Source organism: Caulobacter sp. FG121 (assembly GCF_057809815.1).
The window spans coordinates 472162-490512 of the sequence record NZ_JBMDKR010000002.1; the positions used below are offsets into that span (position 1 = coordinate 472162).

Annotated in this window: 17 protein-coding genes, 1 other RNA gene and 1 pseudogene; 12 read left to right on the forward strand and 7 right to left on the reverse strand. The window is 68.2% G+C overall.

Going from position 1 to position 18351, the window contains the following annotated elements; genetic code table 11:
• Nucleotides 1-53 precede the first annotated feature (53 nt).
• Nucleotides 54-941, forward strand: coding sequence for an RNA polymerase sigma factor RpoH (gene rpoH / locus ACODSL_RS08340; protein ID WP_488900201.1), 888 nt, complete (start codon nucleotides 54-56; stop codon nucleotides 939-941).
• Here rpoH and ACODSL_RS08345 read toward each other — a convergent pair whose 3' ends face one another.
• The 4 genes from ACODSL_RS08345 to ACODSL_RS08360 all read right to left on the reverse strand — a co-directional run bounded on the left by ACODSL_RS08345 (nucleotide 942) and on the right by ACODSL_RS08360 (nucleotide 5286).
• Nucleotides 942-1748, reverse strand: a complete 807-nt coding sequence (locus ACODSL_RS08345) for a response regulator (protein ID WP_488900202.1) — start codon at nucleotides 1746-1748, stop codon at nucleotides 942-944.
• A gap of 70 nt (nucleotides 1749-1818) precedes the next feature.
• Nucleotides 1819-2952, reverse strand: a complete 1134-nt coding sequence (locus ACODSL_RS08350; RefSeq protein ID WP_488900203.1) for a hypothetical protein — start codon at nucleotides 2950-2952, stop codon at nucleotides 1819-1821.
• 69 nt (nucleotides 2953-3021) lie between these two features.
• A complete protein-coding gene (locus ACODSL_RS08355) occupies nucleotides 3022-4308 on the reverse strand; it encodes an adenylosuccinate synthase (protein WP_488900204.1) in 1287 nt (428 codons plus the stop codon).
• Between the two features lie 150 nt (nucleotides 4309-4458).
• A complete protein-coding gene (locus ACODSL_RS08360; RefSeq protein WP_488900205.1) occupies nucleotides 4459-5286 on the reverse strand; it encodes a tetratricopeptide repeat protein in 828 nt (275 codons plus the stop codon).
• A gap of 80 nt (nucleotides 5287-5366) precedes the next feature.
• Between ACODSL_RS08360 and ACODSL_RS08365 the strand changes: the two genes are divergently transcribed.
• The gene (locus ACODSL_RS08365) at nucleotides 5367-6743 is read left to right on the forward strand and encodes a leucyl aminopeptidase family protein (protein ID WP_488900206.1); all 1377 of its coding nucleotides are present in this window, start codon (nucleotides 5367-5369) and stop codon (nucleotides 6741-6743) included.
• An 81-nt stretch (nucleotides 6744-6824) separates the two neighbouring features.
• Nucleotides 6825-7591 (forward strand): annotated as a pseudogene (locus ACODSL_RS08370) (IS5 family transposase).
• Between the two features lie 121 nt (nucleotides 7592-7712).
• On the opposite strand, the gene ACODSL_RS08375 reads toward ACODSL_RS08370, so the two are convergent.
• Together ACODSL_RS08375 and ACODSL_RS08380 are read right to left on the reverse strand one after the other, a co-directional pair.
• Nucleotides 7713-8636 (reverse strand): hypothetical protein, encoded by a 924-nt coding sequence (locus ACODSL_RS08375; protein WP_488900207.1) that lies wholly within the window; start codon nucleotides 8634-8636, stop codon nucleotides 7713-7715.
• A gap of 94 nt (nucleotides 8637-8730) precedes the next feature.
• The gene (locus ACODSL_RS08380) at nucleotides 8731-9402 is read right to left on the reverse strand and encodes a c-type cytochrome (protein WP_488900208.1); all 672 of its coding nucleotides are present in this window, start codon (nucleotides 9400-9402) and stop codon (nucleotides 8731-8733) included.
• A 167-nt stretch (nucleotides 9403-9569) separates the two neighbouring features.
• Between ACODSL_RS08380 and ACODSL_RS08385 the strand changes: the two genes are divergently transcribed.
• The 3 genes from ACODSL_RS08385 to ACODSL_RS08395 all read left to right on the forward strand — a co-directional run bounded on the left by ACODSL_RS08385 (nucleotide 9570) and on the right by ACODSL_RS08395 (nucleotide 11748).
• On the forward strand, nucleotides 9570-10310 hold the full coding sequence (locus tag ACODSL_RS08385; protein ID WP_488900209.1) for a 3-deoxy-manno-octulosonate cytidylyltransferase: 741 nt from the start codon (nucleotides 9570-9572) through the stop codon (nucleotides 10308-10310).
• On the forward strand, nucleotides 10307-11155 hold the full coding sequence (locus ACODSL_RS08390; protein WP_488900210.1) for a prephenate dehydratase: 849 nt from the start codon (nucleotides 10307-10309) through the stop codon (nucleotides 11153-11155). Before ACODSL_RS08385 ends, ACODSL_RS08390 begins: the two co-directional genes overlap by 4 nt.
• Before the next feature lie 152 nt (nucleotides 11156-11307).
• The gene (locus tag ACODSL_RS08395) at nucleotides 11308-11748 is read left to right on the forward strand and encodes an MAPEG family protein (RefSeq protein ID WP_488900211.1); all 441 of its coding nucleotides are present in this window, start codon (nucleotides 11308-11310) and stop codon (nucleotides 11746-11748) included.
• Nucleotides 11749-11751: 3 nt separating this feature from the next.
• Here the strand turns inward: ACODSL_RS08395 and nudC are convergent, their stop codons facing one another.
• A complete protein-coding gene (nudC, locus tag ACODSL_RS08400) occupies nucleotides 11752-12684 on the reverse strand; it encodes an NAD(+) diphosphatase (RefSeq protein ID WP_488900212.1) in 933 nt (310 codons plus the stop codon).
• 227 nt (nucleotides 12685-12911) lie between these two features.
• On the opposite strand from nudC, the gene ffs reads away from it, so the two are divergent.
• The 6 genes from ffs (at nucleotide 12912) to ACODSL_RS08430 (ending at nucleotide 18347) form a co-directional block, all read left to right on the forward strand.
• Nucleotides 12912-13010, forward strand: an RNA gene (gene ffs / locus ACODSL_RS08405) — signal recognition particle sRNA small type.
• Nucleotides 13011-13076: 66 nt separating this feature from the next.
• A complete protein-coding gene (locus ACODSL_RS08410) occupies nucleotides 13077-14927 on the forward strand; it encodes a DNA polymerase III subunit gamma/tau (protein WP_488900213.1) in 1851 nt (616 codons plus the stop codon).
• Nucleotides 14928-15098: 171 nt separating this feature from the next.
• Entirely contained in the window at nucleotides 15099-15908 is an 810-nt protein-coding gene (locus ACODSL_RS08415; protein ID WP_488900214.1) for an SDR family oxidoreductase, read from the forward strand.
• A 197-nt stretch (nucleotides 15909-16105) separates the two neighbouring features.
• The gene (gene recR, locus ACODSL_RS08420; RefSeq protein WP_488900215.1) at nucleotides 16106-16708 is read left to right on the forward strand and encodes a recombination mediator RecR; all 603 of its coding nucleotides are present in this window, start codon (nucleotides 16106-16108) and stop codon (nucleotides 16706-16708) included.
• Entirely contained in the window at nucleotides 16705-17049 is a 345-nt protein-coding gene (locus tag ACODSL_RS08425) for a RidA family protein (protein ID WP_488900216.1), read from the forward strand. Before recR ends, ACODSL_RS08425 begins: the two co-directional genes overlap by 4 nt.
• Nucleotides 17050-17081: 32 nt before the next feature.
• Entirely contained in the window at nucleotides 17082-18347 is a 1266-nt protein-coding gene (locus ACODSL_RS08430; RefSeq protein WP_488900217.1) for a DNA recombination protein RmuC, read from the forward strand.
• Nucleotides 18348-18351 lie beyond the last annotated feature (4 nt).

An 18351-nucleotide genomic window follows, 5' to 3' on the forward strand; every position in this document is an offset into this window, starting at 1 on the left:
GGCGCGGGACCACGGTTGTCGGCCACGCACCCGAGTGAAAAGGGGACTGCACAATGGCCACAACGTCTCTCGCCGTGATGACGCCCGATGGCGGCCTCTCGCGCTATCTGACCGACATTCGCAAGTTCCCCATGCTCGCCCGCGACGAGGAGTTCATGCTCGCCAAGGCCTGGAAGGAACACCAGGACTCCGAAGCGGCCCACCGTCTCGTCACCAGCCACCTGCGCCTCGTGGCCAAGATCGCCATGGGCTACCGCGGCTACGGCCTGCCGATCGGGGAAGTGATCTCCGAAGGCAACGTCGGCCTGATGCAGGCCGTCAAGAAGTTCGAGCCTGAGAAGGGCTTCCGCCTGGCCACCTACGCCATGTGGTGGATCCGCGCCTCGATCCAGGAATACATCCTGCGCAGCTGGTCGCTCGTGAAGATGGGCACCACGGCGGCGCAGAAGAAGCTGTTCTTCAACCTGCGCAAGGCCAAGGCCGAGATCAGCGCCTTCGAGGAAGGCGATCTGCACCCCGAGCATGTGAAGACAATCGCGACCCGCCTGGGCGTGCTGGACGACGAGGTCATCTCGATGAACCGCCGTCTGTCCGGCGGCGACGCCTCGCTGAACGCGCCGATGCGCGCCGACGGCGAAAGCGAGTGGCAGGACTGGCTGGCCGACGACAACGCCGTCAGCCAGGAGACCCAGGTCGCCGAGGCCGAGGAAAGCAGCCTGCGCATGGACCTGCTGCAGGAAGCCATGGCCGAGCTGTCGGACCGCGAGCGTCACATCCTGACCCAGCGGCGTCTGAAGGATGATCCGACCACGCTGGAAGAACTGGCCGCGGAGTATGGCGTCAGCCGCGAGCGCGTTCGCCAGATCGAGGTCCGGGCGTTCGAAAAGCTGCAGAAGACGATGCGCGCGGCCGCCCTTGAGCGGAACCTCGTCGAGGCCTGATCAGGCGGCCTTCTGGTTGTCGCGCTCTTCCGGGGGCATGAACACCAGCAGGCTGCCGATGGCCCCGTTCAGCGCGGTGCGATCGATCGCGCCCTCGTCCGTCAGCTGACGGCTGAGCGCCGCAGCGGCCGTCATCATCGTCATGTCATTGACCGACACGGCCACCTTCTGGATGTCGGCGGCCTGGGCCAGCAACGCCCGGCGGGCCTGCGGCCAGTCGCTGTCCAGCGCGCCGGCGGCGGCCCTGACGATCTTCAGGGCCTGGACGAGGCGGGCCTGATCCGGCGTCTTGCGCGCGTCGGACTTCCGCTTGCGGGGGCCGGCGTAGTCGCCCGAGTTGAACCGCCGACGGTCGGGCCCGACGTATTGAACGGCCTCGACCCAGTCTCGCGGCTTGAGCGCGACCGCCTCGAGGCGTCGCAGCAGGTCCTTGATGGTGAACGGCTTGCGCAGGAACTCATGCACGCCGGCGTCGCGCGCGCCCAGGATCGCCCCGGCCGTAGCCTCGCCGGTGACCATGATGATCGGGGCCTTGCGACAGGCAAATTCACTGCGACGGATCGCCCGCGCCAGCTTCGCCCCGTCGAGGTTCTGGCCCGAATGCTCCATGAAGATGATCTGCGGATCGAACATCCCGGCCAGCTGAAAGGCCTTCTGGTCGGTCTGGGCGGTCACCAGCTGCGTTGAAGCGATCGAACGGAGCAGATCGCCGAGCAGCTTTGTCGCCGCCTGCTGCGGATCAACGATCAGCACCCGCTGCAGATGCGGGGCCAGTCGCTGGTGCAGCTTTTCATCGGCGTTGAACAAGTCGGGCTCCGCTAACCTCGTTTCGAAGCCCCACATTGGCGTGAACCGGTAAAGATCGGCTTGACGCTAGTTAGATCGCGAGGCTTTCGCAAAGGCCGCCTTCGAAGTCCTGGAAGATGTCGATGGCCTCATCGACCATGACCACCGCCGGTCGATTGGACGGGAAGCGGTAGCGCCAGAAGCTGGCGATATGGGAAACCTGGCCGACCTTTTCGCCGAGCGACATGAACTGTCGGGGAGCGTCGAGCAGAAAGCGCCGGAAGGCGCCCGGATCACCGCGCTGGGTCAGGCCGTCGAACGCCCGGTCGTAGGCGGCCAGCGCCCTGTCGATCTCCGCCCGCTGGCCGAGGATCGCCCGCTTCAGCCGCTCGCGGGCGGCCTCGATGTACTGGCCGGTTTCCAGATCGCGCGGACCGGACACGATCAAGGTGCCGATTTCACGCGCCACGGACGCCAGCTGCGGCTGGAGCACCGTGAGCATCCATTTGTAGTAGAGGAAGCCCTTCCAGCTGAAGACCCCCTCGCTGAAGTCATGGCCTTCGAGCATGAAGGTCACGCGCAACGGTTCCAGACGTTCGTCGATGTCGGTCGACAGAAGGGCTTCGACCAGTCGACCGGTTACGTTGCCCTGCCCTGGATTCTGGCAGGCCAGTTTGACCAGTTCCTCGACCTGCATGGCGACATAGCCGTGCATGGCTTCCAGGTCAGCCGGCGATATGGCGAAGTAGCAGGGCGCGACATGGTGGTTGTGTCGCCGCAGGTGTTCGCGAAGCAGGAACGGATCGAGCGACGGCAGGCTGTCCATCATCCGCAGAACGGCCACGTCGTGGTCGAGGGCGCGGCCGTCCGCGCAGGCCTCGCGAAGCAGGTCCATCCAGCCCCGCTGGCCGATGAAGAACGACTGTCCGCCAAGGGCCAGATCGCTCCGTTCGAACGGGATGATGATCTTGGTCGCCGACGTCCGGTAGTCGTCGAAGACGTAGGTCTCGTCGGGTCTCAGGCGGTGCTTGAGAATCATCGACGCGTTCAGGACGCGATTGCGGAACAGGGGCCGTTCCGCCCAGTCCGGCCGGCCGCCGCTCTGGGCCGCGATGGCCAGCAGGTTCAGGACGCGGCTGGTCGACGCGGTACGTTCCAGCGACCGCAGACTGCGTGCTGTACGGTCCGTCGCCGCCGCCAGTTTCGCTCTGCGTCTTGCCCGCACGGTGTCCCCCTGAGCGGAGAACGCTAGTCTACGGGCCTGAGCATTCGATTACCGGACAGGGTTAACGATTTACCCCTGGAAGGGATCGCGCATCAGGATCGTGTCGTCCCGCTCCGGGCTGGTCGACAAGAGCGCCACCGGCGCGCCGATCAGTTCCTCGATGCGGCGGACGTACTTGATCGCATTGGCGTTCAGGTCCCGGAACGACCGGGCGCCCTGGGTGCTCTCCGACCAGCCTTCCATTTCCTCGTAGATCGGCACGGCCGCGGCCTGGTCGCGCATGCCGGCCGGCAGGTAGTCGAAGACCGTACCGTTGATGTCGTAGCCGACGCAGATCTTGAGGGTCTTCAGGCCGTCCAGCACATCCAGCTTGGTCAGCGCGATGCCGGCGATGCCGTTGATAGCAACCGACTGACGCACCAGCACCGCGTCGAACCAGCCGCAGCGACGTCCCCGACCGGTGTTGGTCCCGACCTCCCGGCCGACGGTGGCGAGGTGCTGGCCGACCTCGTCCTTAAGTTCGGCGGCGAAGGGCCCCTCGCCAACGCGGGTCGTGTAGGCCTTGACGATGCCCAGCACGTACCCCGGCCCGCGCGGGCCCATGCCCGACCCGGCGGCGGCCTGGCCGGCGACGGTGTTGGACGAGGTCACGAACGGATAGGTGCCGTGGTCGACGTCCAGCAGCGCGCCCTGTGCGCCCTCGAACAGGATGCGGCGGCCGGCCTTGTAGGCCTGGTCCAGCAGACGCCAGGCCGGCTGGGCGTAGGGCAGAATCTTCGGCGCGATCTCCAGCAGGTCGGCCAGCAACGCCTTGCCGTCGGCTTCAGGAAGTCCGAGGCCGCGACGCAACGCGCCGTGATGCGACAGCAGGCGGTCGATCTTGGCCTGCAGGGCTTCAGGATCGGCGAGGTCCGCGACGCGGATCGCCCGGCGACCGACCTTGTCCTCATAGGCCGGGCCGATGCCACGGCCGGTGGTGCCGATTTTCTGGGTCGACTGCGCTTCGCGGGCCTGGTCGAGGTCCTTGTGCACCGGCAGGATCAGGCAGGCGTTGTCAGCCAGCACCAGCAGGTCCGGCGTGATGGCCACGCCCTGTTCGGCGATCTTCTCGATCTCGCCCAGCAGGTGCCAGGGATCGACCACGACGCCGTTGCCGATCACCGACAGCTTGCCCTGGACCACACCCGACGGCAGCAGCGCCAGCTTGTAGACCTTGCCATCGACCACCAGCGTGTGGCCGGCATTGTGGCCGCCCTGGAACCGCACGACCACGTCGGCGCGGTTGCTCAGCCAGTCGACGATCTTGCCCTTGCCCTCGTCGCCCCACTGGGCGCCGACAACGGTCACATTGGCCATGGATACGATCCTCCCGCCTGCCGGGACGATCCAGCGCGCCCTTCGACAGGCTCCTCGGCGCGTGGACTTGGGATCAGTTGTAGGGCCGCGCGAAGCGGCCGCGGCGGCTATAGCAACGCGGAGCGGCCGGCGTCCATCCCCTACGAACCGTCAGGAACCGCCGCCGCGGGTCACCGCTGTCCAGGAGCGGCCCTCGCCGGTCGGCGCGCGCGCCGTCGCGGCGCGCAGCCAGGCGATGTTGTTGGCCGCCTGATCCGGCGGCAGATCCTGCCGGACCAGCTGTTCGGCTTCCGGCAGCCGGCCCTGCAGGCCGACCACCAGGGCCAGGTTCTGCCGTACACGCGCGTCGGCCTTCGGCAGAGCCGCGGCCTGACGCAGCAGACGCTCGGCCTGGGGCAGGTCGCCGTGGGCGGCATAGTAGAGGGCGAGATTGGTCAGGATCGCCGGCTCGTTCGGCGCCAGCGCCAGCGCCTGGCGGTGGGCCGCCAGCGCCTCGTCATCCCGGTCGGCCTGCTCGTAGGCGACCGCCAGCAGCGCCACGGGACGCCAGTCGCGCGGCGCCAGCGTCTGGGCATGGCGCGCGGGCTCGATGGCGTAGAAGCCCTGCCCACGGGCCACCTGGGCGCGAGCGGCTTCCAGCAGGGCGTCCATGTTGTCAGGATCGATCACCAGCACCTGGCCGGCCGCGTCAAAGGCCTCGGGGTAGCGGCCCAGCTGACGCAGGGCGACGGCGAGGCCGAGGCCGGCCTGGGTGTCGCGGGGATCGATCTCGAGTTCACGGGCCCAGAAGGCGGCGCGCGCGAGCGGATCGACGCGGCCGACCTCCGCGCGCTGCGCAGCGGTCGCCTTCACGCGCGCCACCGGCCCGGCCGGCGCGGCGGCGGCCGGAGGCGCAGAGGCGGAGGCGGGCGCAGCGGCCAGGGCCGGCCCGGCAACGAGGGTCAGAATGGTTGCGGCAAGGGCCGGCATGCGACACATGGGAGGCGAGCCTTTGGCGAAGTCTGACCCGCAGCCTCGTCGGTTCGGCTCAAGGAATCGTTAAGCATAAATCGGCGCCCATGACCGAAGTCCTTCTCACCGCTCCCGAGGGCGAGACCCTCCCCATTGTCCTGGTCGCCGACGGCGATCTATCCGGCCTGTCGCCGTTCGAGCAGGGTCTGGCGGCTGCGGCCGATTTCAAGGGCAAGGCGGGGCAATTGCTGACCGTCCCGGGAACCGACGGCAAGACCACCCGCGTGCTGTTCGGGCTGGGCGACCCCCGAAAGACCGACGCCATGCTGTTCCGGGGGCTCGCGTCACGCCTTTCGGCCGGGGACTACCGCCTCGAAGGCCTCCCGGAATGGCTGGACCCGACCCAGGTGGCGACGGCCTTCGCCCTGGGCGGCTACCGTTTTGATCGCTATCGCAAGAAGGGCGAGGTGAAGGCGCGGCTGGTCGCGCCCGCCGGCGCCGATGTCGGCGAGGCCCGCGAGACCGCCCACGCCTGCGCCCTGGCCCGGGACATGGTCAACACACCGGCCAACCACATGGGCCCGCTGCAGATCGAAACCATCGCCCGCGAGATCGCGGAACGGCATGGGGCGACAATCTCGGTGGTGACCGGCGATGCCCTGCTCGACGAGAACTATCCGTCGATCCATGCCGTCGGTCGCGCCGCGGATCCGTCGCGCGCGCCCCGCATCATCGAGATCGGCTGGGGCAGACCGGGCGCGCCCCTGGTCGCGCTCGTGGGCAAGGGCGTCGTGTTCGACACCGGCGGCCTGGATATCAAGCCGTCGGCCGGCATGCGGCTGATGAAGAAGGATATGGGCGGAGCGGCCCATGTGCTCGCGCTGGCGCGGATGATCATGGCCGCGGATCTGCCGGTGCGGCTGGCGGTGCTGGTCCCCGTGGTCGAGAACGCCATCAGCGGCGACGCCATGCGGCCGGGCGACGTCCTGGCCACCCGCAAGGGCCTGACCGTCGAGGTCGGCAACACCGACGCGGAGGGCCGGTTGATTCTTTCGGACGCCCTGACCCGGGCGGGCGAGCTGTCCCCGGCGTTGACCATCGACATGGCGACCCTGACCGGCGCGGCGCGCGTCGCGCTGGGACCGCAGGTGATTCCGTTCTTCACCGATGACGACGTCCTGGCCGACCAGATCACGGCGGCCTCCAGGGCCGTCAACGATCCGCTGTGGCGGCTGCCGCTTTGGGCCGGCTATGAGGAGGCTCTGGATGGGGACGTGGCCGACCTGAAGAACGATCCGGACGCCTGGGCCCAGGCCGGTTCGGTGACGGCTGGCCTGTTCCTGAAGCGCTTCGCCCCGCCGGGCCCGTGGGTCCATCTGGACATCTTCGCCTGGAACCCGAAGGGCCGGCCGGGCTACCCCGTCGGCGGCGAGGCCCAGGCGGTGCGGGCCTTGTTCGCGATGATCAGGGGGCGGTTCGCCTAGGTCCAATCGACATTCAGGGATTCACGGGCTGCGGGATGCGTGATTCATAGGTCTCCGCTTTGGCGGAGGTCTGTGATGGGCGTGAAGCGGTATGAACTGAGCGATGCGCAGTGGGTTCGGATCGAGCTGCTGTTGCCGGGCAAGGCCTCCGACCCGGGCCGAACGGGCTCCGACAACCGGCTGTTCGTGAACGGAGTGTTGTGGGTGTTGCGGTCGGGCGCGCACTGGCAGGACCTTCCCGAGCGCTATGGCAAGTGGAAGACAGCGCACAAGCGCTTCAGCCGCTGGGCGGCGGCCGGGGTGTGGGAGAAGGTGTTCGGCGACCTGACCAAGGATCAGGACAACCAGTACCTGATGCTGGACTCAACTCTGGTGCGGGCCCACCAACAGGCGACGACCGGTCGGGGCTCCGGCCTAAAAAGGGGGGCCTCGACCCGGCTGTGGGGCGCTCCCGAGGTGGACTGACGACCAAGGTTCACATGGCCTGCGACAGTCTGGGGCGACCGGTCCGCTTCCTCATCGCGCCCGGCCAGAGCCACGACATTCTCGCCGTGCCGGCCCTGCTCGAAGGCCATCGACCCGCCGCCGTGCTCGCCGATAGGGCTTACGACGCCAACAGCCTGCGTCGCCATCTCGACCAGATAGGGGCCGAGGCCGTCATCCCCTCGACCCGCTCACGCAAGGCCCAGATCCCCCACGACCCACTGATCTACAAGCTCCGCAATCGCGTCGAGCGCTGCTTCAACCGCCTCAAGCACTTCCGCCGCTTCGCAACGCGCTTCGACCGGCTCGCGAGCCACTACATCGCCTTCATCCACATCGCCGCTTCAATGCTCTGGATGCGCTGAATGTCGATTCGTCCTAGCGCCCGGTCCAGTCTGACTGTCTGAATCGGATCGGGCAGGAACGGCTACCAATGGAAAGTCCGGACCATTTGGTTCCGATAGCCGCTTCACGCTTGCTGGAACGCTAGTCGGGCAAAACTCCTGTCAACCAATGCGCAAGGTTCAGCAGCAGCTGCTTGTTGCGCGGCGCGCGCGGGTTGTTGAACCCGATCGGCTGCCGGCCAGGACCCGCGAGTTGGGCCGAGAACATCGCCGCCTCGCCGAAGACGGCCATCCGGCCTTTCCCAATTCGCATGACCGCCCCCTGCAGGGCGCCGCCAACGTCGCGGCTGGGTCCATCGTCAGAGATGTCCCCTGCCGCATCGGGGGTCAGAAGGCGTGAGCCCGCCGGCAGGACCAAAATCGGTCGGGCGCCTGGGGGCGCGACAAACGCCGAGCCGGTGAAGGTGCCCACGACATCAACCGCCTCCGCCGCACTTGCGCCCCGCAGCACTGGGTCATCCATCAAGGTAGCGGCGTCGGGACTGAACAGGTCCGGCAAGGGCCCGGTTCGTGGAATGCTGACGTAACCATTGGCGAACTTGACGCCAAAAGCCCGCGCCAGGTCGGCGGCCGCACCGGCGAAGGGCATGTGGTCAGCGATCAGGAGCAGCGAACCTCCACCTTCGACCCACGCCTTCACCGCGGTGATCTCTTCTGGGCTGAAGGCCGACTGCTGAGGATCCGCCGCAGGATCAGCGCCGTTCGGCGGAGCCGCGTTGGCGATGACCAGAAGACCTACGCCGGCGAGGGACTCGGCGCTGAAAGGCGCCGTGAAGGCCTCCACGCGATAGCCGTCGTTTCGGAGCACCGCGGCAAACGGCGCGTAGCGGCCATTGACGGTGTGAAAGTTCCGATGCTGTCCGTCGATGGCCACGACGGGGCCCTTGCTCACGGGGAAGGCCGGATGAACCACGGTCACGTCGACGTCGGGGTCGGGTATCTGTTGGGCCGACGCTCCCGCCGTGAGCGCCAGAGACATGACAAGGGCTGCTGTGAACGCGCGCATGGTCGTCTCTCCATCGTGAGTCCAGCAAACGCGAAAAGGGCCGTGGCGGACAAGCCGGCCACGGCCTTTGAAAGATTAATTCGCTGTTAGACGGCTATTTGGCCGGAGGGGTCGCGGGGCCCGGAACCGTGGGCGCGGCGCCCGCGGTGGTCGGAGCAGCGCCCGGGACCGCAGCGCCAGCCGGGGCCGCGCCTTCGGCGGGCGCGGCGGCCGGGGCGGCGACCGGAGCCGGCGCCGGGATCGGCAGGGTCGAGCCAAGCGTGTGCAGGTAGGCCAGCATCGCGACGCGGTCTTCCTGCTTCTTCAGGCCGACGAAGCCCATCTTGGTGCCCGCGACGTGTTTCTGCGGCGCCTTGATGAACTGGTCGAGTTCATCCCAGGTCCAGACAGGATGGGTCGCGGCGAAGGTGGTCATGCCGGGCGAGTAGGCGAAGCCCGGGTGCGAGCCGACCTTGCGGCCGAGCACGCCGTACAGGTTCGGGCCGGTCCCGTTCGCGCCGCCGGCGTCGAAGTTGTGGCAGGAGCCGCACTTGGCCGAAACGGCCTTGCCGACTTCAGGATTGGTCACCGGGATCACCGTGCCCCAGTCCGGCGCGACTTCCGCCGCCGGGCCTTCGCTCGTCGATTCCGCCACCGCCACGGCATAGCCGGGCTTCTCGAGCGGTTCCTTCTCGAACACGATGGTGGTCAGCTCGCGCAGGCCGAAAATGACGAGTCCTGTCGCCAGCAATCCGCCGGCGATCTTGTTGAACGTCAGATCGCTCATGTCCGCCTGTCTCAGTCCTCTAGACGGCCCGGCGCTCGGGCCTGAACCGGCGCCAGGGGAATCCCCCAACGCGCCCCTTGTTGCGCCGCGCTCTCTTACACGCTACCGCCCCTCGCGCAAGCCGGGGTCCTGTTCCGGTTGGCCCGAATTGATCCAGGTCGCGAGCCATGAACCCGATCACCATCATTCCCGCCCGCATGGCGGCGACCCGACTGCCGAACAAGCCGCTGGCCGACATCGGCGGCGTGCCCATGATCGTCCGGGTCCTGAGACAGGCCGAGAAGGCCGGTATGGGCCCGGTGCTGGTGGCCGCGGGCGATCAGGCGATCGTCGACGCCGTTACCGCGGCCGGCGGCAAGGCTGTGCTGACGGACCCCGATCTGCCGTCTGGCTCGGACCGGATTCTGGCGGCGCTGGAATCCTTTGATCCCGACGAAGCCTACGACGTGGTGATCAATCTGCAGGGCGACATGCCCTTCGTCGATCCGGCGATCGTCGGCAATCTGGTCAGCCGGTTCAGGGAGCACCCCACGCTCCAGATGGCGACCCTGATCGCGCCCGAGGCCTCGACGGCCGACCGGTCCAATCCCGACGTCGTCAAGGCTATCGTCTCGCTGGCGCGCGGCGCCGACTTCGGCCGGGCGCTCTACTTCACCCGCTCGACCCTCTACGGCGACGGCCCCGTCTGGCGACACATCGGCCTGTACGGCTATCGGCGGGACACCCTGCGCCAGTTCGTCGAGGCCGCGCCGCCGACGCCGCTCGAAGTCCGCGAGAAGCTGGAACAGCTGCGGGCCCTGGAGCTCGGCGTGGAGATCTGGGCCGCCATCGTCGACGCCGCCCCGATTTCCGTCGACAACCCGTCCGACCTCGAAGCCGCCCGCGCCTACGCGAAAGCCCATCCATGAGCCCTCTTCCCAAGATCGCCTTCCAGGGCGAACCCGGCGCCAACAGTCACGAAGCCTGCCGGACCTACTTTCCGGACCACGAGGCCGCGCCCTATCCGACCTTCGAGGAGGCCTTCGAGGCCGTGAAGTCCGGCGCCTGCGCCCTCGGCATGATTCCGGTCGAGAACTCGATCGCGGGCCGCGTCGCCGACGTGCACCATCTGCTGCCGAGCTCTGGCCTGAAGATCATCGGCGAGCGGTTCAAGCCGATTCGCTTCCAGCTGATGGTCAACAAGGGCGTCAGGCTGGAGCAGGTGACGACCGTCTCCAGCATGGCCATCGCCCTGCATCAGTGCCGCAACTCGCTGAAGAAGCTGGGCGTGAAGACCGAGGCCGTCGGCGACACCGCCGGCGCGGCGCGGGCTCTGGCGCAGCATCCTGATCCCACGCACGGCGCCATCGCCCCGGCGCTGGCGGCGGAAATCTATGGCCTCGACATCCTGCTGCGCGATATCGAGGACGAACGGCACAACACCACCCGCTTCCTCGTGATGACGGCCGACAAGGCCCCGCCGCCGCCGCCCTTCACCAGCCGCTGCATCACCAGCTTCTGCTTCAAGGTGAAGAACATCCCGGCCGCGCTCTACAAGGCGCTCGGCGGCTTCGCGACCAACGGCGTCAACATGACCAAGCTGGAAAGCTACATGGAAGGCGGGGCTTTTACGGCGACCTTCTTCTACGCCGAGGTCGACGGCCGCCCGGAAGACCGGGGCCTGGCGCTGGCGCTGGAGGAGCTCGGCTATTTCTCCGAGACGATCGAGATCCTCGGCGTGTTTCCGGCCGATCCGTTCCGGGACCGAGTGTAGGGAGTAGGGGCTAGGGCGTAGGGAGAAGTTCGACCGGTGCGAGCCGCCGGCGCCGCGCCTCCCGTTTGCTACTCCCTACCTCCCTACTCCCTTTCGCGGCGCCAGCGCCCGGCGTAGCCTCCCCCCCTCAAACAATCGCTGGGGAGGCGATCATGATCCAGGGCAAGCCCCTTCTTGAATCCGTTCTGGCGCCGGTTCTGGCGCTGATCGTCTGGTCGCTGGTGATGTGGCTGTGGATGTACATCACGCGCATCCCGGCCATGAGCAAGGCCGGGATCAAGCCGCAGGACGCGCGGTTTCCGGGGTCGTTGAGCGGGCTGCCGGACGGCGTCCGCGCCGCGGCGGACAACTACAATCACCTGATGGAACAGCCGACGATCTTCTACGCCATGGCGGTCCTGACCTATCTGCTGGGGCTGCAGAGCCCGCTGACGGCCGGTCTGGCGTGGCTCTATGTCGGCCTGCGGGTCGTCCACAGCCTGGTGCAGGTCACGCTCAATGCCGTGACCGTGCGGTTTCTCGTCTTCGTCCTGTCGACGATCGTGCTGGCCGTCTGGACGACCAGCGTCGTGCTGGACCTGGCGAAGGGGTAGCTTCTACCCCTCTCCCTCGGCCCAGCTCTTCACCAGCTGATGCGCGATGGCGAGCGGGGGTGGGGCGAAGCAGCCGTCGTAGCCGCCGTTGATCAGCTGGCGGGCTTCCTCGCGCGTGAACCAGCGGACGGCTTCCAGTTCGGTCTGGTCCGGCCGGGCGTCGGCGCTGTCGACCTCGGCGATCAGGCCGATCATCAGCGAATTCGGATACGGCCACGGCTGGGTCGAGTGGTAATGGACCTTCGTCGCCGTCAGCGCCGCTTCCTCGAACAGCTCGCGGGCGCAGGCCTCTTCCATGGTCTCGCCAGGCTCAAGAAAGCCGGCCAGAGCCGAGTACATGCCCTTGGGCCAGATGGCCTGGCGACCCATCAGGCACTTGCCCTCGAACGTCGCCAGCATGATCACCACGGGGTCGGTGCGGGGGAAATGCTCGGCCTTGCAGCTGGTGCAGATCCGCTTCCAGCCGGCCTCCGCGACTTCGCTCTGCTGTCCGCAGGCCGCGCAGTGCCGGTGCTTGCGGCGCCATTCGAACATACCCTTGGCCGTGGCCGTGATCGCCGCCTCGGCGGGGGGAAGGGTCATGGCGACGGCGCGCAGGTCCTTGAAGGTTCCCACTCCTTCCAGAGGGCCGTCGCAGGGATCGAGACCGCCTTCCATGTCGACGGCGAACACCGCGGTGTCCTTCCAGAGACCGAGGAAGAGCAGCCGCTCCCAGACGCCGCCGGCCAGCTCCAGGCCCATTTTCGCCGGCACATAGGCCAGCTGGACGCCGCCGTCCTTGCTCTTCTCGGTCAGGGGCTGACCATTCCAGAGCGGGATGGCGAGAGACGCCGGATCGGCCAGCAGGCCGTCGAGCCATTCCTGGTCGCCGCGGCGCTCGCTGACGCGGTTCAGGGGGTTGCCGGAAAAGACGTTGGAGATCGCTGAAAGAGCCATGGGCGCTTGTTTCCACCAACGGCGTTGCGAGGCAAGCCCTCCCTCCCCTTCATGGGGAGGGACGACCGCGAAGCGGTCAGGGTGGGGCGGCGCGGATCATTCTGGAGGCATCAGGGCGGTATTCCACTTCCCCACCCGGCCGGGCTTCGCCCGTCCACCCTCCCCACGAGGGGGAGGGAGATAGAGGGGGAGGTTGCATCCGCCCCTTCGATCCACGATATAGGCCTCGGAGATCGGCGACGGGCGGACGCCTCGCCAACCTGGTCAGGGCCGGAAGGCAGCAGCCACAACGAGATTTGCTCCGGGTCGTTGTCCGGTCTCCACCCTTCCCATAAGTTCTTTTGCTGTTCTCCGCCTTCGCGGGGATGAGCGGGTGTGAGACCATAGGGTCGATGGCCGATTCCGATATCTCCGCTGAACCACCGCCCTGGGAGGAAGACCTCCCGGAGCGCGATCCCGACACCGCGGATATCTTCGGCGCGCCGGAACCCGAACCCCCGCTCGCGCCGCCGCCGGTTCCGGCCCCTGTTGTCGCGCCCGCCGACCAGGGCGCGGCCTACACCGTGCTGGCCCGCAAGTACCGGCCGCGCACCTTCGAGGACCTGATCGGCCAGGAGGCCATGGTCAGGACCCTGACCAACGCTTTCGCCAGCGGCCGCATCGCCCACGCCTTCATGCTCACCGGCGTGCGCGGGGTCGGCAAGACGACCACGGCCCGCCTGCTGGCCCGCGCGCTGAACTTCGAGAGCGACACCGTCCATCAGCCGTCGGTCGACCTGACCACCGACGGCCGCCACTGTCGGGCCATCGTCGAGGGACGGCACATGGACGTGCTGGAGCTCGACGCCGCCAGCCGCACCAAGGTCGACGAGATGCGCGAACTGCTGGACGGGGTGCGCTATGCCCCGACGGAGGCGCGCTACAAGGTCTACGTCATCGACGAAGTGCACATGCTGTCGACGGCGGCGTTCAACGCGCTGCTGAAGACGCTGGAAGAGCCGCCGCCGCACGCCAAGTTCATCTTCGCCACCACCGAGATCCGCAAGGTGCCGGTGACCATCCTCAGCCGCTGCCAGCGCTTCGACCTGCGCCGTGTCGAGCCGGACGTGCTGGTCAAGCATCTGGGCCGTATCGCCGAGGCCGAGGGCGCCCTTGTCGACGCAGAGGGGCTGGCGCTGATCTCTCGCGCGGCCGAAGGTTCCGTGCGCGACGGCCTGTCGCTGCTCGACCAGGCCATCGTCCAGGCCGACCGCGGGCAGATGGTCACCGCCGCCGTGGTACGCGACATGCTGGGCCTGGCCGACCGCGCCCTGACCATCGCCCTGTTCGAACATGTCATGAGCGGCAAGACCGGCGAGGCGCTGGCCCAGTTCCGCGACCTGTGGGGCTTCGGGGTCGACCCCGCCCAGGTGATGCTCGACCTGCTGGAGCACAGCCACGCCGCCTCGGTGTCCAAGGCCCTCGGCCCGGACGCCCTGCACCTGCCGAAGGACCAGGCCGCGCGTCTGACCGCCATCGGCGCCACGGCCTCGGCCGGTGCTCTCTCGCGGCTGTGGCAGATGCTGCTCAAGGGCTACGAGGAGGTGCGCCGCGCGCCAGATCCGCAGGCCGCCGTCGAGATGGCCTTGATCCGGCTGTGCTACGCCGCCGACCTGCCCGGCCCTGAGGAGGCGCTGAAGGCCCTGCGAGACGGGGAACCCGTCGGCGGCGGCGGTGGCGGCCATGCCCCATCAGGCGGCGGCGGCGCGAGCGCCTTCGGCCCCGCCGGCGCGATCGCCCAGGCGCGCATCGCCCCGCCTGTCGCCCAGGCCTCGGCGGAAGCCGCCCCGACGCTCGCCTCGTTCGACGACGTGCTCACGCTGATCCAGTCCAAACGCGACATCACCCTGCTGATGGACGTGCAGCAGTTCGTCCGGCCGATCAGCTTCCGCCCCGGGGCCATCGAGTTCGAACCCGCGCCCCGCGCGCCGGCCGACCTGACGCGTCGCCTGTCGCAGAAGCTGAAGGAATGGACCGGCCAGACCTGGCTCGTCGCCACCGCCGGTGGCGGCGGGGCCGAAAGCGCCTGGGAGCGCCAGAAGCGCGAGGAGCGCGAGGCCAAGGCCGCCATCCTCGCCGACCCCTTCGTCATGTCCGTGATGGACGCCTTCCCCGGCGCCGAACTGCTCGGTGTCAGGCAGCTTGCGGTTCCGCAGGGGGAAGCGGTTAGCGTCAATCCCGATGAGGACATCGAGGAGGACTGAGCCTTCCTGCGTGCTTCGAGACGCGGACCCGAGGGTCCGCTCCTCAGCATGACGGGCAGTGTCGAGTATCTCTCGTCGTCATCCTGAGGAGCGAGCCTCAAGCGAGCGTCTCGAAGGACGCACAGCTCATCCGCGCCACCAGATGCGTGGAGAGCTACAGGGAGTTGAACCATGTCCAAAGCCAACGGCCGCAAGGCGATCTTCATCACGGGCGCGGCCTCGGGCATGGGGCTGGAGACGGCCAGGCTGTTCGCGGAACAGGGCTGGTATGTCGGCGGCGTAGACGTCAACAAGGACGGCCTGCGCGCGCTCGAACAGGAGCTGGGCTGGGACAACTGCATGGTCCGCGAGCTGGATGTCACCGACCGGGACGCCTACCGCGCCACCCTTTCAGACTTCGTCGAGGCGACCGGCGGCACGCTGGACGTGATGTTCAACAACGCCGGCATCGGCCGGGGCGGACCGTTCGCGGACATGTCCTGGGAAGACGTCATGGCGGTGATCAACATCAACCTGGTCGCCGTGCTCAGCGGCATCAACCTGGCCATCCCCTATCTGAAGGCCACGCCCAACTCGCTGTGCTTCTCCACCTCGTCGAGCTCGGCCATCTTCGGCATGGCCGGCATCGCGGTCTATTCGGCGACCAAGCATGCGGTGAAGGGCTTCACCGAGGCCCTGTCGGTGGAACTGAAAGCCGCCGGCGTCCGCGTCGCCGACACCCTGCCAGGCCTGATCGACACCCCGATCCTGCCCGACGAAGCCAAGGTCAACGCCCCGACCGAAGGCATGTGGCGCCTGACCCCGCCGCGCGCGGTGGCCGAGGCCGTCTGGTCGGCCTACCACACCGACAAGATCCACTGGTACGTGCCGACCGAGCTGGAAGCCTATGATCTGGTGGTCACCCAGCATCCGGAAATGGTGCGGGACCAGATGGTCCAGATGGGCATGTTCAACCGGGTCGCCGGCGATCCTGCCGAGTAGGCCATTGCGTCCTTCGAGACGCTCGCTTGCGGCTCGCTCCTCAGGATGACGAAGAGGGGTGGCATTGGAGGCCATTCGTCAGGGCAAGGAGCGCAAACTGCCTCTTGATCCATCGTCATGGTGAGGAGCGAGGCATCAGCCGGGCGTCTCGAACCACGCACCCTTCCCCCGATGCCCCAGCCTGCTAAGACTGCCCCATGGCCGCCACCGCCGGACCCGAGATCGAGCGACTGATCGCGCTGCTGGGCAAGCTGCCGGGGCTGGGGCCCCGGTCGGCGCGCCGTGCCGCGCTGGCGTTGCTGAAGCGGCGGGAACAGCTGCTCGACCCGCTGACGGACGCCATGGTCGACGCCCGGGCAAAGGTGCGCACCTGTTCGACCTGTGGCTCACTCGATACGTCGGACCCCTGCTCCATCTGCGCCGACCGCACGCGTGACGGCGGGTTGCTGTGCGTGGTCGAGGAGGTCGGGTCGGTCTGGGCGCTTGAGCGGGCCAGCGCGTTCCGCGGCCGCTACCACGTGCTGGGCGGCCTGCTGTCGGCGCTCGACGGCATGGGGCCGGACAAGCTGCGCGTGGCCGAACTTCTGAGCCGCGCCGCGGCCGGCGACGTGCGCGAGGTGATTCTCGCCCTGCCCGCCACCGTCGACGGCCAGACGACGGCCCATTATCTCGCTGAACGCCTTCAGCCCTCCGGCGTGCCGGTGACGATGCTGGCGCGCGGCGTGCCGGTCGGCGGAGACCTCGACTGGCTGGACGATGGCACCATCGCCCAGGCCCTGCGCGCGCGGCGGCCGGCATGACGGTCACCCGCATTCCCGGCTCGGTCGCGACCCGCAGCCGTGCGGTGATCCACGACGGCACTGTCTATCTGGTCGCCACGGCGCCGCTGAAAACGGCTTCCGTCGAGGACCAGATGCGCCAGTCTCTGGCGCTGATCGACGAGAGCCTCGCGCTTGCCGGAACCGACAAGAGCCGGGTTCTGATGGTGACGGTCTACCTCACCGACATGAGCGCCAAGGCGGACATGAACCGCGCCTGGGAAGAATGGGTGTCACCCGGCCATGCCCCCGTCCGGGCCTGTATCGGCGCGGCGCTGGCCGATGGCGACCTGATCGAGCTGGTGGTGACGGCGGCGGTCTAGCCGCCTTCTCCAATTCCCGCTAGGAACGGAGCATGAACGATCCGACGATGATCGCCCTCGGGGCCGCTGCTGTTTTCGCCGTCGCCTTCCTCGGGGTGCTGGTCCTGTGGCTCCGCGAGCGCGGACAGTCGGTGAAGCTGGCGACCGAGCTGGCCGGCGCCGTCGAGCGGGCACGGCTGCAGGAGGACGCGCGGGCGACGATGAGCGACTATCTGCGGGCCCAGGCCGAGCAGACCGCCACCGCCACGGCCGAAGCGCTGCTCAAGCGCACCGACGAGACCTTCCGCAATCGCGAGCTGCTGCACCAGGAGCGTCTCGCGGCGCAGCTGAAGCCGGTCGCAGAGTCGCTGGCGAAGTTCGAGGCCCATGTGACGGCTGTCGAAAAGACCCGCGCCGAGGAAACCGGCGGCCTGCGCGAACAGCTGGCGCTGCTGATGACCGCCTCCACCGCCACCCGCGACGAAGCGCGCCGGCTGACCGAGGCGCTCAAGGGCAACACCGGCCGCCGCGGCCGCTGGGGCGAGCAGACATGCCGCAATGTGCTGGAAGCCGCCGGCATGGCCGGGCGGTTCGATTACGAGGAGCAGCGGTCCGAGGCCAATGACGACGGCCGCCAGACCCGGCCGGACTTCATCATCCACCTGCCGGGCGGCGGCAAGTTCGTCATCGACGCCAAGGTGTCCCTGGCCTTTGCCGACGCCGCCGACGGCGACGAGGACGCGCAGCAGACCGCCGTCTCGATGCGCACCGCCGTCAGCATGAAGAACCATGTGCGACAACTGTCGTCCAAGGCCTACCAGGACCAGTTCAAGCCCAGCCCCGACTTCGTGGCGATGTTCGTGCCCGGTGACGCCTTCCTGGCGGCGGCCCTCGACCATGAGCCGGACCTGATGAACCAGGCCATGGCCTCGCGGGTGGTCATTGTCACGCCCACGACCCTGTTCGCCCTGTGCAAGGCCGTCTCCTACGGCTGGCGGGTCGAGGAGCAGGCGGCCAACGCCGACAAGATCGCCGCCCTCGGCCGCGAGCTCTACAAGCGCCTGTCGGTGATGGGTGGCCACGCCGCCGGCCTCGGCAAGGCTCTGGAGACCGCGGTCAGCCGCTACAACCAGTTCGTCGGTTCGCTGGAGGCCCAGGTGCTGACCCAGGCCCGCCGCTTCGAGGACCTGAAGGTCGACCACGAGGGCAAGGAAATCTCGCTGGTCGAACCGGTCGAGACCGCCGTTCGGCCCCTCACCAAGCTGCCTGGCGGCGATATGCCCGCCTTGACGGTTTCGGACGCCGCCCCTACCTCCTGACCAT

Coding starts and splice junctions, on each gene's coding strand:
- recR (WP_488900215.1), top strand. CDS start 16,106: ATGGCCGCCACCGCCGGACCCGAGATCGAGCGACTGATCGCGCTGCTG.
- ACODSL_RS08410 (WP_488900213.1), top strand. CDS start 13,077: ATGGCCGATTCCGATATCTCCGCTGAACCACCGCCCTGGGAGGAAGAC.
- rpoH (WP_488900201.1), top strand. CDS start 54: ATGGCCACAACGTCTCTCGCCGTGATGACGCCCGATGGCGGCCTCTCG.
- ACODSL_RS08360 (WP_488900205.1), bottom strand. CDS start 5,286: ATGTGTCGCATGCCGGCCCTTGCCGCAACCATTCTGACCCTCGTTGCC.
- ACODSL_RS08425 (WP_488900216.1), top strand. CDS start 16,705: ATGACGGTCACCCGCATTCCCGGCTCGGTCGCGACCCGCAGCCGTGCG.
- ACODSL_RS08390 (WP_488900210.1), top strand. CDS start 10,307: ATGAGCCCTCTTCCCAAGATCGCCTTCCAGGGCGAACCCGGCGCCAAC.
- ACODSL_RS08385 (WP_488900209.1), top strand. CDS start 9,570: ATGAACCCGATCACCATCATTCCCGCCCGCATGGCGGCGACCCGACTG.
- ACODSL_RS08395 (WP_488900211.1), top strand. CDS start 11,308: ATGATCCAGGGCAAGCCCCTTCTTGAATCCGTTCTGGCGCCGGTTCTG.
- ACODSL_RS08380 (WP_488900208.1), bottom strand. CDS start 9,402: ATGAGCGATCTGACGTTCAACAAGATCGCCGGCGGATTGCTGGCGACA.
- ACODSL_RS08415 (WP_488900214.1), top strand. CDS start 15,099: ATGTCCAAAGCCAACGGCCGCAAGGCGATCTTCATCACGGGCGCGGCC.
- ACODSL_RS08430 (WP_488900217.1), top strand. CDS start 17,082: ATGAACGATCCGACGATGATCGCCCTCGGGGCCGCTGCTGTTTTCGCC.
- ACODSL_RS08375 (WP_488900207.1), bottom strand. CDS start 8,636: ATGCGCGCGTTCACAGCAGCCCTTGTCATGTCTCTGGCGCTCACGGCG.
- ACODSL_RS08365 (WP_488900206.1), top strand. CDS start 5,367: ATGACCGAAGTCCTTCTCACCGCTCCCGAGGGCGAGACCCTCCCCATT.
- nudC (WP_488900212.1), bottom strand. CDS start 12,684: ATGGCTCTTTCAGCGATCTCCAACGTCTTTTCCGGCAACCCCCTGAAC.
- ACODSL_RS08355 (WP_488900204.1), bottom strand. CDS start 4,308: ATGGCCAATGTGACCGTTGTCGGCGCCCAGTGGGGCGACGAGGGCAAG.